The sequence below is a fragment of the Inquilinus sp. Marseille-Q2685 genome, from assembly GCF_916619195.1.
Taxonomy (GTDB): Bacteria; Pseudomonadota; Alphaproteobacteria; order DSM-16000; family Inquilinaceae; genus Inquilinus.
In genome coordinates, this window is record NZ_CAKAKL010000001.1 from 736,120 (window position 1) to 751,131 (window position 15,012).

The 15,012-nt window shown below is 69.7% G+C and carries 13 protein-coding genes and 1 CRISPR repeat array; of the genes, 3 read left to right on the forward strand and 10 right to left on the reverse strand.

All coding sequences use genetic code 11. The features are described from left to right. Nucleotides 1–115 precede the first annotated feature (115 nt). Entirely contained in the window at nt 116–1,261 is a 1,146-nt protein-coding gene (locus LG391_RS03515) for a hypothetical protein (RefSeq protein WP_225766486.1), read from the forward strand. A 64-nt stretch (nt 1,262–1,325) separates the two neighbouring features. Here the strand turns inward: LG391_RS03515 and LG391_RS03520 are convergent, their stop codons facing one another. Beyond that, a complete protein-coding gene (locus LG391_RS03520) occupies nt 1,326–2,873 on the reverse strand; it encodes an argininosuccinate lyase (RefSeq protein WP_225766487.1) in 1,548 nt (515 codons plus the stop codon). Between the two features lie 249 nt (nt 2,874–3,122). Between LG391_RS03520 and LG391_RS03525 the strand changes: the two genes are divergently transcribed. Both LG391_RS03525 and LG391_RS03530 read left to right on the forward strand, forming a co-directional pair. Then, entirely contained in the window at nt 3,123–3,578 is a 456-nt protein-coding gene (locus LG391_RS03525; RefSeq protein ID WP_225766488.1) for a DUF4126 domain-containing protein, read from the forward strand. Nucleotides 3,579–3,591: 13 nt separating this feature from the next. Beyond that, entirely contained in the window at nt 3,592–4,737 is a 1,146-nt protein-coding gene (locus tag LG391_RS03530; protein ID WP_225766489.1) for a hypothetical protein, read from the forward strand. Between the two features lie 19 nt (nt 4,738–4,756). Here LG391_RS03530 and LG391_RS03535 read toward each other — a convergent pair whose 3' ends face one another. The 9 genes from LG391_RS03535 to cas4 all read right to left on the reverse strand — a co-directional run bounded on the left by LG391_RS03535 (nt 4,757) and on the right by cas4 (nt 15,011). Then, nucleotides 4,757–5,191, reverse strand: a complete 435-nt coding sequence (locus LG391_RS03535; protein ID WP_225766490.1) for an MAPEG family protein — start codon at nt 5,189–5,191, stop codon at nt 4,757–4,759. Between the two features lie 85 nt (nt 5,192–5,276). After that, nucleotides 5,277–6,533, reverse strand: a complete 1,257-nt coding sequence (locus LG391_RS03540) for an FtsX-like permease family protein (protein WP_225766491.1) — start codon at nt 6,531–6,533, stop codon at nt 5,277–5,279. Next, nucleotides 6,530–7,255 (reverse strand): ABC transporter ATP-binding protein, encoded by a 726-nt coding sequence (locus tag LG391_RS03545; RefSeq protein WP_225766492.1) that lies wholly within the window; start codon nt 7,253–7,255, stop codon nt 6,530–6,532. Before LG391_RS03545 ends, LG391_RS03540 begins: the two co-directional genes overlap by 4 nt. Continuing rightward, a complete protein-coding gene (locus LG391_RS03550; protein WP_225766493.1) occupies nt 7,255–7,689 on the reverse strand; it encodes a hypothetical protein in 435 nt (144 codons plus the stop codon). Before LG391_RS03550 ends, LG391_RS03545 begins: the two co-directional genes overlap by 1 nt. 189 nt (nt 7,690–7,878) lie before the next feature. Continuing rightward, nucleotides 7,879–9,186: a M20/M25/M40 family metallo-hydrolase gene (locus tag LG391_RS03555; protein WP_225766494.1), complete on the reverse strand. Its 1,308-nt coding sequence runs from the start codon at nt 9,184–9,186 to the stop codon at nt 7,879–7,881. Between the two features lie 90 nt (nt 9,187–9,276). Then, the gene (locus tag LG391_RS03560; protein ID WP_225766495.1) at nt 9,277–9,900 is read right to left on the reverse strand and encodes a YqaA family protein; all 624 of its coding nucleotides are present in this window, start codon (nt 9,898–9,900) and stop codon (nt 9,277–9,279) included. Between the two features lie 691 nt (nt 9,901–10,591). Next, nucleotides 10,592–12,823: a CRISPR direct-repeat array (repeat unit 32 nt; unit sequence GTTTCGATCCACGCCCCCGCATGGGGGGCGAC). 184 nt (nt 12,824–13,007) lie between these two features. After that, entirely contained in the window at nt 13,008–13,298 is a 291-nt protein-coding gene (cas2, locus tag LG391_RS03565) for a CRISPR-associated endonuclease Cas2 (protein WP_225766496.1), read from the reverse strand. 3 nt (nt 13,299–13,301) lie between these two features. Then, nucleotides 13,302–14,342: a type I-C CRISPR-associated endonuclease Cas1c gene (gene cas1c / locus LG391_RS03570; protein WP_225766497.1), complete on the reverse strand. Its 1,041-nt coding sequence runs from the start codon at nt 14,340–14,342 to the stop codon at nt 13,302–13,304. 9 nt (nt 14,343–14,351) lie between these two features. Further along, nucleotides 14,352–15,011, reverse strand: a complete 660-nt coding sequence (gene cas4, locus LG391_RS03575) for a CRISPR-associated protein Cas4 (RefSeq protein WP_225766498.1) — start codon at nt 15,009–15,011, stop codon at nt 14,352–14,354. Nucleotide 15,012 lies beyond the last annotated feature (1 nt).

Genomic DNA, 15,012 nt, shown 5'->3' on the forward strand with positions numbered 1-15,012 from the left:
CATCCTTGGGCACTGCCATCCTGGGACAAGGTCTAGCCGGCGTCGCTTCGGTACGTCTGGCGGGTCACTGTCGGCGCAACTATGATCCTTCGACGGCCATGTCGAAGGGGGAGTCATGGTTGTGTTCCGGATGAGAAGAACCGCTCTGCGCCAGTGGCAGGCAGTCTGCCTTTGCTTCCTCGCGTTCGTGGGCTGCGCAAGAGATCCGGATGCCGGGGCCTCGAAGCCGAAGCTTGTCTCCTATGACCTCCCTTCCGAGAACCCCGTGCGGGAGATCGGGGCGACCCAAGCCTTGGCTGCGGCAGGCCGTCTCTGGCTGGTCGGCAGAGGTGGAGGCTTGGCGTCCTTCGGACTCGAGGGCGACTTCCGGAACGGCACCTTTGCCAGCGATGTGTTGTTCGCCGCGAAGTCTGGCGGAACGCTTTGGGTGCTGCGATCGACCGAAGTGCGGTATCGCGAGGTAGAAGATCCTCCGACACGCATCCCAATCGGAGGCACCTTCGTCGTCTCAAAATGGGCCGGAGGGGCGTTCGAGGATTCGGCCCCGCTCAGGCTGTCCGAAATGCCGACGGCCCTGGCCATTTCCCAGGACGGGTCTCGTCTCGTCGTCTCGCCCAGCCGGATCAGCAACCTTCCGGGCGGATCCCGTCGTTGGACCTCCCGCAAGCTGAAAGGACCCGCCGAGCCTCTGCACCCACCCTCCACGCCAGCGATCGCGATGATCGGCGACGACCTTTATCTGGGCTTCAATTTCGGCGAGTTCGGCGGCGGCCTTCGAAAGGTCTCGCTCTCAACCGGCGTCGCCCGCAACATCGTCTACAAATACGGCCAAACGCCCTGTCAGGGATGCGAACCGATCACCGGCATCATCGCCGACCCGGCCTCCCCAGACTGCATCCTGATCTCGGCCGGCCTGATCCACATGATGTCCTGGGGCCGGATCTCTCAGATCTGCGGCGACCGGGCAACAGTCAAATTCGAGAAGACCTTCACGGTCGACTGGGGCAGGAAGTCGATAGAGATGACCGTGCCGTTCTTCGGGATCGCAGCGGCACCGCCCGGGGGCTTCTGGGCGATCGCCCCCGGGACGCTCTACCGGTTCGAGGGTCAGGATCCGAAGGAATACCCTCTGTCTGAGCCCAAGACCGCCGACGGCTTGGTCATTAACCGCGATCTTCCCGGCGTCATCATTGTCTATACCAATGCGAACCAGGCCTTTTCCCTGAGCGGCACGACACCGATGCTCGTCCCCCTGGATTGACAGCGGAGCTTGTGTCAGGGCAGGCCGCCGCCCAAGCCTGGGGCAGACGGCCGCCCCCCTTCCCTCACCGCATCAGCTTGGCGAAATCCCCATCCAGCCTCGCCAGCGCGGCATCGATCACGCCGCGCCGCTCCTTGATCCAGGCATCCTGCTCCGCCAGCCCGGCCCGGGCCTTGGCGATCATGCGCTCCATCTCCGCCGGCTGCGGGCCGCCGGTCGTGGCACGGGCCTTCACGATCGCCACCGGGTCGAGCGCGGCGCGGAACTCCGCCTCGGCCATCGGCAGCGCCTGCGGGTATTTCGTGCCGGCGACGGCCTCGGCATAGATCCGCTGCGCCTCGGCATAGGGGAAATCCAGCGGCTTGATGCCGTTCTGCCGGGCGTAGTCCACCACCTCCGACGCGAAATGATGGCCCTCGCGGAAGGGCAGGCCGTATTTGCGCATCAGGATGTCGGCCAGCTCCTGCGAGGCCGTCCAGTCGCTGTTCAGCTCCTCCAGCGCCCGGTCGCGGTTGATCACCAGTGCCTTCAGCACGCGGTCGAGACCCTTCAGCGTTTTGATGCCGGCCTCGACCATCGCCGTGTTCTGGTCGACATCCTTCGGGTCCGGCATGCCCGGCGTGATGTTGTGGGTCTGGATGATCGGCCCGAGCGCCAGCGTCACCGCCGTCGACGCATCGCTGCGGGTCGAGTTGAGCAGGCCCGGATTGCGCTTCTGCGGCATCGCGCTCGACACATAGGTGTTGCCGCCGCCCTCCTCCAGCAGGATCCAGGGCCGCGGCCCGGCATATTGCGTCATGACGTCCTCGACGAAATTGCCGGTGTGCAGGGCGATCGCCGTGACCACCGCCCCGACCTCGACCGGCTCGTCCATCGAGGAGATCTGCGAGGCGTCATAGGCGTTGTCGACCAGCTGCGCGAAGCCGAGATAGTCGGCCATGCGCTGGCGGTTCAGCGGCCAGCCGGTGCCGTTGAGCACCGTCGTGCCCATCGCCGACCGGTCGATGCGCGCATAGGCCTGGCGGATGCGCTCGGCATCGCGCGCGAAGCCGGCGGCATGGCCCAGCAGATAGTGGCCGAAGCTGTTCGGCTGGGCGGCGACGCCATTGGTGTAGTTGGGAACGACGGTGTCGGCATGCTTGGCCGCCAGCTCGACCAGCGTCGCGGCCGTGACGTTGAGCTGCTCGGCCAGGTCCAGCAGGTCGTCGCGCAGGATCGCCGCGCGGTAGGTGGCGTGCATGTCCTGGCTGGAGCGACCGGCATGCAGCAGGGTGACATCCACGCCGCCAGCCTTGATCAGCAGCGGCTCGAAGGTGATCACGCTGCTAGGCCGCCGGGCCCCTTCCTTGTTGCCGTCCTCGATGACCTTGGCGATGGCCGCCGCGATGCCCGGCGCCAGCTGCTTGTCCAGCAAGCCCTCATCGGTGTTGATGACGGCGGTCGCCTTGTTGATCTCCCCGAGCCAGAAGAACTCGTCGCGCTCGGCGGCAGAGGCGCCGGCCGGCCACAGCGATGCCGCGGCGAGGGCGGAGATCAGCAGGGGGCGCCGGAGCGGTCGTCCGGGCCGTGAACGCCTCTCCGGGCCTGCGGGGATCCCGATTGCGCTGGCCATGGCTGACAACCCGGCCGCGCTCGCCGCCGCGCGAATCGCGGCTCGACTCATCAACGCCATCGTTTCCCCCTTGGCTGTTTGAGAGGCAACGCTAGCATCCGTCGGTTTTGCCGGACAATCTCGATGGGCTTCGAATCCTTTCCGAATGTCAGCCAAGCGGACCGGAGCCGGACGGGATCGACAGGCCGGCGGTGATCGCCGATGCTGGTCGCCGATTTTTTTAGCTGCGCATTTCCGGGAGAGAGTCCGATGCTGGTCCTGGCATTCCTGATCGGCTGTGTCGCCGGGCTGCGGACGATGACCGGGCCGGCGGCCGTCAGCTGGGCCGCCCATCTCGGCTGGCTGCCGCTCGACGGCACCGGGCTGGCTTTTCTCGGCGCCGCGGTCACGCCCTGGCTGCTCACCCTCGCCGCGATCGCCGAGCTGGTCGCCGACCAGCTGCCACGCACGCCGAGCCGGAAGGTGCCGGTGCAGTTCGGCGCCCGGATCGTCAGCGGCGCGGTCTGCGGCGCCGCCTTCGGCATCGTCGGCGGCTCGGTGATCGGCGGGATCGCCGCGGGCATCGCCGGCGCGGTGGTCGGGACACTCGTGGGGTACGAGCTGCGGTCCCGGCTGGCCCGGGCCGCGGGCCGCGACCTGCCGATCGCCCTGCTGGAGGACGCGATCGCGATCGGCGGCGCGATCTGGATCGTCGCGTCGCTTTGAGGAAGGCAGCATCGTGCACGGCTTCCGGATGCTTATCGTCACCACGACCGTGGTGCCGTTTCTGCTTCTTGCAGGATGCAGCGGCTCGCCAGGGCGATCGGGAGGCTCTACCGACGTTGCCATGGCTGCAGAGCGCACTTCTGGGCCGGGCCAGGTGGCGACGACAGGCGAATATCGAAACTACAGCCGGGGCCTGAGCCTGGGCGGCCGGCTGTGGCTGCGCAACGAGGATGGCAGCCTGGCTTCCCTGACGCTGCCCGGCGGCGTGCGCACGCCCCATTTCACCGACGGTGTGATCGACCTCGCCGTGTCGGACGGAAAACCGGTCGTCTTGCGATCGCTCTCCCTCAACCCGTTCGATATGGAGGAGACGTTCCGGCCGGCCGGCGGCACCTTCGTCCTGTCGTCGTGGACAGGGGACGTGTTCAAGGATTCCGAACCCCTCAAGCTGCCACTGATGCCGCGAGCGCTGATCATCGTCAACGGGCGCCCGATGGTGCTGTCGCCCCGCCGGATAGATATCCAGGGCGCCGACGGACGCTGGACGTCAAAGCCCCTGAAGGGCGAGATCCGGGGTCATCCGACTGCCGACTCCCCGATCGTCCTGGCGGTCAACGGGCAGTTGTACATCGGCCACGACTTCGGCGAATGGGGTGGCGGCCTGCAGCGTCTGGACCTGGCGACCGGCGTCGTCACCGACATCGGGCGGGACAGCAACGGAGGGTGCACCGGCCACCTGTGCGGTCTTCCTATCACCGGGCTGATTCAAGCCTCCGGTGAGCCGGGTTGTATCCTGGCTTCCACCGGGCTGGCGCACATGGTCTTGCAGCAGGGTGCCATCCTGAAGCTGTGCGAAGACCAGGTTTCAGTCGTCTGGGAGAAGGCGTGGATGCAACAATTTCCCGGAGGGGTGTTCCGGCAAAGCGAAGCCTTCTACGGATTGGCCGACGGAGCCCAAGGTGAATTCTGGATCCTCGGGTATGGCGTGCTATACCGGTTCGACGGGACTCATGCCGTCGCGGTTCCGATACCAGAGCTAGCCAAGCTGGGGGACGTCTGGATCAGCCGCGTCATCCCAGGCCATATGATGATCTATTACAGCCCGGTTGCACCGGAACCGCTGGGAAAGCCCATGCCCCATCTCATCACCCGGGAATGACCGACTGCGGGTGCCGGGTTCAAGCCGCCCCCTCTCCCGCCAGCAGGATGCGAAGCGCGAAGATCACCCACATCGCCAGCAGCAGCACGAAGCCGGCGGCGAAGGCGGCGAAGCGGGGACCCAGGCGGTTCGAGCCGGTGTGCACCGCCACATGCAGGATCCGGGTGGCGACGAACAGCCAGGACATCACCACGAACGGCAGGTCCGCCTTCCTCGTCATCATCGCCAGGATCACCAGCACGAAGAACAGCAGCGGCAGCTGCAGCTGGCTGTGGAAGCTGTTCGAGACCTGGGTGGCGCGCGCCGGCCAGGCCGGCTGGCCGAGGGCGACGTCGCCGACGCGCACCTCGCCCCGCCGCAGCGCGCCATGGCGCTGCTGCAGCATCCAGACCGCCAGCAGGAAGATCAGCGCGACCTGCACGAAGACCGGCAGGAGGATGGCTTGCACGGACATGGCGTCTCCGCGGTTCGGGCGGCCCCGGAAGGCCGGGTACGATACGAGATCATACGCCGGTTCCCGATGCCCCTCGCACCCATGATCACTCCACCGCCAGCGCCTCGGCCAGCGGCCGGCGCTGGATCAGCCAGGCGGGCAGCGCGGCCAGGGCGAAGCCGGTCAGCAGCACCGCCAGCGCGACCCAGAGCTCGGCCGCGCCCAGGGTCGGCTGCAGGGCGATGCCGGTCTGGGCCGCGAGCGCCCGGCTGATCGCGAAGGACAGGGCCCAGCCGCCGCCCAGGCCCAGCAGCACGCCCGCCGCGACCAGCGCCGCGGTGAAGCCCCAGGCGACGGCGAAGACGTAGCGGCGCGGCGCGCCCAGGGCCCGCAGGGTGACGAATTGCGGGGTCAGGAGGCGCAGCAGGATGACGGTGCTGGCCACCAGCGCCAGCAGCACCAGCGCCTGGGTGACGATCGCCAGCAGCGCCATCAGCCGCCGCAGGTCGCCGAGGATGCCGTACAGCCTGATCAGCGCCTCGGCCGGGAAGAACGCCATGGACTCGTCGGTGGCATAGGCCTGGCGCAGCCGGTAGGCGCCGGCGACGTCCCTGGCGTGCAGCACCGCCGCCGGGATGCCCGGGGTGCGGGCCGGGTCGAAGGGTGGGCCGATCCGCGCCTCGCCCTCGGCATGGCCGTCCGGCAGGCCGTGCACCGCCCAGACCAGCTCGACCGGAACCACGATCGCCCGGTCCCAGGGCGAGCCGGTCGGCTGCATCCGGCCGACCACGGTCAGCTCGACGTCGTGGCCGTCGCCGTGTTCGGCATGTCCCTCCTCCGATTCGTGGCCGTCATCGCCGTCGTGCTCCTCCTCGGCCCCGGCATGGACGCCGTGCGTCGGCCGGAAACGGTCGCCGAGGCGCAGCGGCGACGCGGCGCCGACCACCGCCTCGGTCCGCGCGGCGAAGACCCGGCCCTCGGCCAGCCCGCCGGAGAGATGGGCCACCAGCGCCGGGATCGCGCCGACGACCGGGCTGCCGCGCAGGCTGTCGCCGAAGGCGAGCGGCGAGGCGAAGGCGGGGCGGTCGTCGTTCAGCAGCGCCGCCGTGACCTCCGGCGCCAGCAGCCGGACCGCGCCGGGCTGCAGATAGACCGCGGTCAGCAGCGCGTCGGTCTGGCTGCCCGGCGCCGCCACCACCAGGTCGAACCGGTCCGCGGCCCGGGCGCTGCCGGTGCGCAGGGCGCGCTCCTGCGACAGGATGGCGACCGACAGGGCCACGCCGACCGCGACCAGCAGCACGAAGACCAGCGCCGTGACGCGGTAGCGCCGCAGCGCCGCCCGGATCACCGGTCCCGGATTCACCGGCCGGCTCCGGCCGCCGGCACGGCCTCCGCATTGTCGGCCAGGACGCCGGCCCGAAGCGTCAGGACGGCCGCCGCCCGGCCGGCCAGCGCCGGGTCGTGGGTGGCGCAGACGACGATCCTGCCCTCCCCGGCCAGCTCGGCCAGCGCCGCGGCGACGCGCTCGCCGTTCCCGGAATCCAGGCTTGCCGTCGGCTCGTCCGCCAGGATGATCGGCGGGTCCAGCAAAAGCGCCCGGGCCAGGGCCACGCGCTGCTGCTCGCCGCGCGACAGCCGCGCGGCGGGGACGGGCCGGTCGGGCACCTCGAAGCGCGCCAGCAGCTCGCGCGCCCGCGCCCGCAGGGCCGGGTCGAGGCGGGAGCGCGAGAACAGCGCCGGCAGGGTGACGTTGGCCAGCGCCCCCAGTTCCTCCACCAGCCGGAACTGCTGGAACACCAGACCGCAATGCCGCCGGCGCCAGGCGTCGCGGGCGCCTTCGGCCAGGGCGCTGACGACCGTGCCGCCGAAGCCGACCTCGCCCGCGGCCGGGCGGACGATCCCGGCCAGGGTGTGGATCAGCGTGGTCTTGCCCGAGCCGGACGGCCCGACCACGGCTGTCAGGCGGCCGGCCGGGAAGCGCGCCGTGACCGACCGCAGCGCCTCGATCGGCGCGCCGGTCCGGTCGCGGAAGCGGGCGGAGACGCCGCGGGCCAGGAGATCCGGCGGCCCGGCGGCGTCCGGCATCACGACAGCGCGAAGGTGGCGTCGACCAGCCGGACCCGGCTGACGAAGCCGGTGGCGGCGTCGGTGGCCGGGCCGATCTCCAGCACGCCGCTGGCGACGATCAGCGCGCCGGGGTCCACCGCCTCCTCCCGCTCGCGCATGCGGACGAAGACGATGCTGTCGATCCAGTCGCCCTCCGAGGCGCAGAACGGGCAGGTCTCGACCGGCGCGTTGGACAGGATGAAGAAGTCGGAATCGACCTTCAGATGCGGCGCCATGAAGCCCTGGATCGAGACCCGCCTGCCGGCCAGCTCCTCCGCCTTGGGCGAGAAGCTCATGTCGCGGCCGTAGAGCTCGAACATGCGGACCCGCGGCTCCTCGGCGCGGCCCGGCCGGCCGGCGAGCGCCAGCCCGGCGGTCCCGGCCAGGGTCAGCCATCCACGTCGCGTGATCATTCCGGTGCCCTCCGTCTGCTATGGGCCTCAGAGACCTTGCGGATCAGAGACCGTCTGGAAATGCGCTGGCGCGAGCCGGCTGGTGGTGATTTCGAGAACCGGAGCGCAGCGGACGGTCAAGTCCGTGAGCACCGGAAGCGGAGAAATCGCCATCAGACGGCCGCGCCAGTAGCATTTACAGGCGGTCTCTCACTCCATGCCGGCCGCGGCCAGGATGGTCGCCAGGCTGGTCGCCATGCCCTTGACCATCGGCTCCTTCTCGATGTCGAGCCATTCGTCGAGCGAATGCGACCGGCCGTTCTTGTCCGGCCCGTTCTTGCCCAGGGTCACGGCGGGGATGCCGAGGCTCCAGGGGATGTTCGAATCGTTCGAGCCCTCGCGCGGCCCCTTGAACTCGTAGCCCGCGGCCAGGATCGACGCCTTGGCCAGCTGGAACAGCGGCTCGGTCTCGGCGATGGTGCCCGGCGGCCGGTCGCCGATCACCGTGGCCTCGACCGTGATCTTGCCCTCCTTGGTCGAGCGGGCGAAGTTCTCGGTGTCCGCCGCCTGCTGGATGATGGCCAGCAGGCGCTGCTCCATCTTGGTCAGCTCCGCGGCGTCGCCGGACCGCATGTCGACCTCCATCGACACCTCGAGCGGGATCGAGTTGACCGAGGTGCCGCCCTTCAGCACGCCGACATTGTAGGTCACCTTCGGGTCGGTCGGAACCTCGGTCCGGGCCAGCAGCGAGATCGCCTCCGCCAGCGCATAGCTCGGATTGACCAGGCCGAAGGCGCCGAAGCTGTGGCCGCCCGGCCCCTTGAAGGCGATGCGGTAGCGCTTCGACCCGACGCCCTGGTTGGTGAAGGTGTCGGCCGACCCGCCCTCCATCGAGAAGAAGGCCTTGATCCGGTCCCTGTACTTGCCCTCGGTGAACAGGTGGCGCACGCCGCGCAGGTCGCCCAGCCCCTCCTCGCCCACGGTGCCGACGAACAGGATGGTGTCCTTGTGCTTGATCCCGGCCGCGTCCATGGCGCGGATGTAGGACAGCAGCGCCGCCAGGCTGAAGGTGTCGTCGCTGACGCCCGGGGCGTTCAGCCGGGTGCCGTCGCGCCGCACGGTGACGTCGGTGCCCTCCGGGAACACGGTGTCGAGATGGGCGGAGACGACGACGACGCGGTCGTCGGCGCCGGTGCCCTTCCGCAGGCCCAGGACGTTGCCCTCCTCGTCGATCTCGACCTCGGCCAGGCCGGCGCCCTTGAACAGCTCGGCATAGGCCTTGGCCCGCGCCTCCTCCTTGAAGGGCGGGGCCGGGATCTCGACGAGCTTGATCCCCTCGGCGACATAGGGCTCGTAGTTCCGGTCGATGTGCTCGACCGCGGCCTTGTAGGCGGCGCTTTCCCGCACCGTCTGGATCTGCGCCGCCGCCTGCGTCGCCGCGTCGTCGGCGAAGGCCGGCAGGGCCAGGCCGGCGGCCATGGCGGCGGCCAGAATCGATCGTCGTGGCAGAAATGACATGCGCCCCCTCCCCTGACATGCCGTATACCCGGACGCTACCACTTGTCCGACAAGCGTCAAGCCGCCGTGAGGGGTGCGGCGTCGTCCGCCTCACACCTGCGTCATCACCGCGAAGCCGAGGGCGACGAGGGCCAGGAATCCCCAGAAGGCCCAGTTCAGGTACTTCTCCAGATAGTAGCGCACCTGGTCGCCGTAGATCCGCATCAGCACCGCGATCAGGAAGAAGCGCAGGCCGCGCGAGGCCAGCGAGGACAGGATGAAGGGCACGATCGGGAACTGGGCCACGCCGCTGGTGATGGTCACCAGCTTGTAGGGGATCGGCGTCACCCCCTTGGCCAGGATAATCCAGCTGCCCCATTCGGCGTATTTCTGCTGGAACTCCTGGAACCCGGCCTGCAGCCCGTAGAGGTTGATCAGCCACGAGCCGACGGTCTCGAACAGGAAGTAGCCGATGGCGTAGCCGACCAGGCCACCCAGCACCGAGGCGATGGTGCACAGCCCCGCCAGCCACCACGCCCGCCGCGGGTTGGCGAGCATCATCGGGATCAGCACCACGTCGGGCGGGATCGGGAAGAAGGAGCTCTCGGCGAAGGACACGCCGGCCAGCGTCCACTGCGCCCGCGGCCCGTGCGCCGCCCGGATCAGCCGGTCGTATTGCCGCCGGATGAAGCCCGGCGGCTCGACCCCGGCCTGAACGCCCCCGTCCTGCACCACGCGCTGATCCTCTGCCCGGTCGCTCCTGCGATGGTCATAGACGGCGGCAGGGCCGGTGTCACGGGTGGGAATGGAGGTAGGCTCCGAAGCCGGCTTCCCCAAACTGCAGCCGCCTTCCCCCAAGACTGTCATGCCCGGGCTTGACCCGGGCATCCAGGGAATCTCGACATTCACGCCCCTGCGAGAGGGGCGACCGCTCGTCCTGGGTCGCGTCGGTACCCAGGTCCCAGTTTCGATCCACACCCTGCGAGAGGGGCGACCAGCCCACGACTGAGCATCGTTGCCTCCGATGCGGGTTTCGATCCACGCCCTCGCACGGAGGGCGACTCCTGCTCGTCCAGCTTTCGCAGGGTCCGCAACAGGTTTCGATCCACGCCCCTGCGAGAGGGGCGACGTGGTTCGCGCCGTCTGTGCCCGGCCAGGTGATCCCGTTTCGATCCACGCCCCTGCCAGAGGGCGACGAGCAGCGACATCTACTCGAGCAGCTTGCTCGCGTTTCGATCCATGCCCCGGAGGGGCGACGAGCTCGGCGCGCGTTCTGGGGCGTGCTTCGGAAGTTTCGATCCACGTCCCCGCGACGGGAACGACTTGAGATCCCCGGCACCGTACAGGAAACCATAGATGTTTCGATCCCCATCCTCCCACGCAAGGGGTGACCGACTAGGTCCTTGGCATCAACCGTCACCTCCGCGTTTCGATCCACGCCCTCGCATGGAGGGCGACCGAACTTCTCTCCGGCTATCGGACCCCCGAGCGGTTTCGATCCACGCCCTCACAAGGAGGACGACCGGATGACCGTCGATCTGGGATCGGCGACCGAGTTTTGATCCATGCCCCCGCGAGAAGGGTGACGTCCAGGGTCGTCTATGTCGAACATGAAGACGACTTCCTCGTTTCGATCCACGCCGCGCGAGAGGGAGCGACAAGCGGCCAGCTCGGAGCGGCGGAAGCCGCCGGCGTTTCGATCCACGCTCCCGCAGGGGAGCAACAGGCAACCATGGGCATGGTCGTAGGGCACCCCGTTGTTTCGATCCACGCCCCCGCATGGAGGGCGACTGGGTCACGCTCTTTCGGTCCTCGACGGCGAACAGGTTTCGATCCACGCCCCGCATAGAGGGCGACAAGGCCGGTCGAGTTGTCCGCCTGCACCTCGGCGTTTCGATCCGCGCCCCCGCATGGAGGGCGACGCGGGTGGAGGAGGCCATGCCGAGCCGAGAGGATGTTTCGATCCACGCCCCCGCATGGAGGGCGACCGCGGCACCGAGTCCGTCACGCTGGAGATGATCAAGTTTCGATCCACGCCCCCGCATGGGGGGCGACTCTCGCCGTCCCGGAGGATCTTCTCAGTGCTGAGGTTTCGATCCACGCCCCCGCATGGGGGGCGACACGACAGGCCCTTGCCGGTGCCCTGCCAGTTGGTGTTTCGATCCACGCCCCCGCATGGGGGGCGACTCCATGCCTGGACCCGGCGCGAGGCCGGCGAGATGTTTCGATCCACGCCCCCGCATGGGGGGCGACGCCGGCCGTCGGAGACCGGCTGCAACGTCTGAGGGTTTCGATCCACGCCCCCGCATGGGGGGCGACCGGCGCCGTGCGGCGTCGCAGCGGGCCAAGCTGCTGTTTCGATCCACGCCCCCGCATGGGGGGCGACCGCGGCCGGCACCACAACGGCCAATGTGGCACTGTTTCGATCCACGCCCCCGCATGGGGGGCGACTCCACTCGCGCACGCCGTTGAGCGCCTTCGGCGAGTTTCGATCCACGCCCCCGCATGGGGGGCGACACGCTTCGGTGGCGAACGGTGCCCAGCGGGCGGCCCTGTTTCGATCCACGCCCCCGCATGGGGGGCGACCACGCCGGTTGTGACGGTCCGGACAGGATCGAGATGTTTCGATCCACGCCCCCGCATGGGGGGCGACCTCCGGCCGGTTGCCGTCGGCACCGGGGCGGCGCGGTTTCGATCCACGCCCCCGCATGGGGGGCGACGATCCGCGTCGCCGGGTCATAGGCGCCGGCATGAAGTTTCGATCCACGCCCCCGCATGGGGGGCGACGTCGTTGGAGACCGACAGGAATCTCTCCATCCGAAGGTTTCGATCCACGCCCCCGCATGGGGGGCGACGGGCCCGTGCCGGCGTGACCAGCAGCGGGCGGTTGTTTCGATCCACGCCCCCGCATGGGGGGCGACGGCGATCGCCCTCTCGGTGCAGCAGGTGGTCGAATGTTTCGATCCACGCCCCCGCATGGGGGGCGACCGCATCCTGCAGGCGGATGTCGACCTGGCGCTGCAGTTTCGATCCACGCCCCCGCATGGGGGGCGACGCGCACCATCCCGCCCGGCGCGACAGGCGTCCCGCGGTTTCGATCCACGCCCCCGCATGGGGGGCGACGACATCGCGTCGGCCGCCAACGCCATCGCGACGCTGTTTCGATCCACGCCCCCGCATGGGGGGCGACCCGAGCGTGGGCGTCGAGCCGCCGAGCTGTTGGAGTTTCGATCCACGCCCCCGCATGGGGGGCGACGATGCCGAAGACAAGCGTGCCGTGCTGAAAGACGAGTTTCGATCCACGCCCCCGCATGGGGGGCGACCTGCTGGCGGGAGGCCCGAGCGTCCGAGGGCCTGAGTTTCGATCCACGCCCCCGCATGGGGGGCGACGGTTTGCCGCGGAACCCGCCTCACTCTGCGCATTGTGTTTCGATCCACGCCCCCGCATGGGGGGCGACGTGGTCCAGAGGACCAAGACGGGCTGGGATCAGCAGGTTTCGATCCACGCCCCCGCATGGGGGGCGACTCAAGGACTACGCCGACCAGCTCGGCGTCTCGATGTTTCGATCCACGCCCCCGCATGGGGGGCGACGACAGACGCTCAATAAAAATCAACCCGCCAACGTGTTTCGATCCACGCCCCCGCATGGGGGGCGACCGTGCGCTGATAACACATTGCCGGACCACACGAAATTCCAACGACCGCGCGAACCCGCTCATCGTCTCACGGCAAGACGAGAGGAGAGCTCCTCCGCAAGGGAGAAAACCGGCACGCCACAAGGGGTTGGAGCCAGCGCGAACCTCCCGGCGATGCCATGTCCGCTCAGGGTTCGCGGGGCGGATCAGAACACCAGCGGCCCTTCCAGGTCGAGCGTCGGCTTCGCGCCGACATGCTCCACCCGCCGATGGCCTTCTGCGCCCAATCGATAGAAGCGGAGGCTGTCCGCCGCCGGGTCGATCTCGCCGATCAGCCTGGCCTTGAGCGCAGTCCACTGCGCCGGGTCCACCTCGCATTCGAACACCGAGTTCTGGACCCGCTGGCCATAATCGAGGCACGCCCGCGCCACCCGCCGCAGGCGCCTTCGGCCGGCGCTCGTCGCCGTGCTCACGTCATAGGTGATCAGCATCAGCACGGCTCATTTCCACACGAAGCCCGGATATCCGTCGAGATCGCCGCGCAGATGGCGCGCCAGAAGCTGGGCCTGGGCATGAGCAACGAGGCCGAGCGGCATCGGCTCGTCCAGGAAGGGATGGCGAAGCTCGTCCCGCTTCCGCTCCTGCCAGGCCACGAGCACGCGCTTGCGGGCGTCGTCGGTCAGCCGCACCCCGCCGGCCTCCTCGACCGTGAAATCCTCCGGCGCCAGCTGCCGCCGGTTGACCAGGCTGAGCACCAGCCGGTCGGCGAGCACGGGCCGCAGTTCCTCCATCAGGTCGAGCGCCAGGCCCGCCCGGCCCGGCCGGTCGGCGTGCAGGAACCCGACCTGGGGATCGAGCCCGTGCGCCTCGAGCGCGGACCGGCAGTCATGGCCGAGCATGGCGTAGAGGAACGACAGCAGGGCGTTGATGCGGTCGAGCGGCGGGCGGCGCGACCGGCCGCCGAAGGCGAAGGCGGGATCGCCCGTCCGCACCATGCGGTTCAGGCAGCCGAAATAGACCAGCGCCGCCTCGCCCTCTAGCCCGCGCAGCGCCTCCACCTCGGCCGCGGCAAGCGTGCGGCGGGCGATGTCGGTCAGTCTGCGCTCGGCCGCCGCCAGCGCATCCCTGTCCTGGGCCGGCATGGCATCGCCGTGGTCGCGCAAGGCGCGGCGGATGACGGTGCGCTGGTTCGCCGTCTTGGCGGCGACGATGCCGCGCACGATCGGCACGGCGCGCGCCGGATTGTCGGCGGCGCGGAACTGGGAGCGGCGCAGCAGCACGTTGCCGGAACGGGGGCCCTCCACCCGGGCCAGGAACCGGCCGTTGGGATCGAGATGCGAGACGGTGATCCCGGCGGCCGCGCAGGCCGCGAGGAGCGCCGGCGACGCGCCCGGCCGGCCGAAGCTGACGATGCCGTCCAGCATGTGCAGCGGCGCCCGGCCGCGCTCGGCGCCCTCGACCTCGATCACCAGGTTCTCGCCGTCCTTGCGCAGCCAGGCGCTCTCGCTGGTCACGTAGACGGTGTTGAGCATGCGCCGCATGCGCCCCCCTCACCCGCCGATCTGCGCCGCGAGCCAGCGCCGGACCGAGGGCGCCTTCTCCAGCCGCGCCGGCTGGCACAGCGTCAGCAGCGAACAGCGTTTGCAGGCCGGGGTGCGGACGGGCGGCGGCGTCCTCATCGCGGCGATCATCGCCCGCGTCTCGGCGGCGACCCGCGCCGTGAGGGCGCGAAGCTCTCCGTCGAAGGCCACGGGGTGCCGCCGGCGCGTCTCGCCGTAGAACAGCGCCCCTTCGGGAACGGCGGTGCCGAACATCTCCTCGAGGCAGATCGCCTGGGCGCAGAGCTGCACCTCGTCGGCCCGGTGCGCCTTCGGCCGGCCGCGCTTGTATTCGACCGGGAACGGCTGGCCGCGCCCGGCCGCGCCGGCGTCGCTGAACTCCACCACATCCGCCCGGCCGGCAACGCCGAGCGCCAGGGACCGCACGGCCAGCCCGCGCGCCACCCGCACGCCCGGCCGCGTCTCCGGCCGGGCGGCGTCCGCCTTCGCGTGCAGCAATTGGCCTTCCGCGGTCGCCGCGTCCTCGGCCCACAGCTGCTCGACATGGATCAGCGCGCATTGCCGCGGGCAGAACAGATGGTGCTGCAGCGCCGACAGCGGGATCAGCGCATCCTCGACCTCCCGATCCAGGATGGGCGGGGCCGGCGGCATG

Excerpts from the sequence above, each read along its gene's own strand:
- LG391_RS03515 (WP_225766486.1), top strand. The coding sequence starts at position 116 with ATGGTTGTGTTCCGGATGAGAAGAACCGCTCTGCGCCAGTGGCAGGCA.
- LG391_RS03520 (WP_225766487.1), bottom strand. The coding sequence starts at position 2,873 with ATGGCCAGCGCAATCGGGATCCCCGCAGGCCCGGAGAGGCGTTCACGG.
- LG391_RS03525 (WP_225766488.1), top strand. The coding sequence starts at position 3,123 with ATGCTGGTCCTGGCATTCCTGATCGGCTGTGTCGCCGGGCTGCGGACG.
- LG391_RS03535 (WP_225766490.1), bottom strand. The coding sequence starts at position 5,191 with ATGTCCGTGCAAGCCATCCTCCTGCCGGTCTTCGTGCAGGTCGCGCTG.
- LG391_RS03545 (WP_225766492.1), bottom strand. The coding sequence starts at position 7,255 with ATGCCGGACGCCGCCGGGCCGCCGGATCTCCTGGCCCGCGGCGTCTCC.
- LG391_RS03550 (WP_225766493.1), bottom strand. The coding sequence starts at position 7,689 with ATGATCACGCGACGTGGATGGCTGACCCTGGCCGGGACCGCCGGGCTG.
- LG391_RS03555 (WP_225766494.1), bottom strand. The coding sequence starts at position 9,186 with ATGTCATTTCTGCCACGACGATCGATTCTGGCCGCCGCCATGGCCGCC.
- cas1c (WP_225766497.1), bottom strand. The coding sequence starts at position 14,342 with ATGCGGCGCATGCTCAACACCGTCTACGTGACCAGCGAGAGCGCCTGG.
- cas4 (WP_225766498.1), bottom strand. The coding sequence starts at position 15,011 with ATGCCGCCGGCCCCGCCCATCCTGGATCGGGAGGTCGAGGATGCGCTG.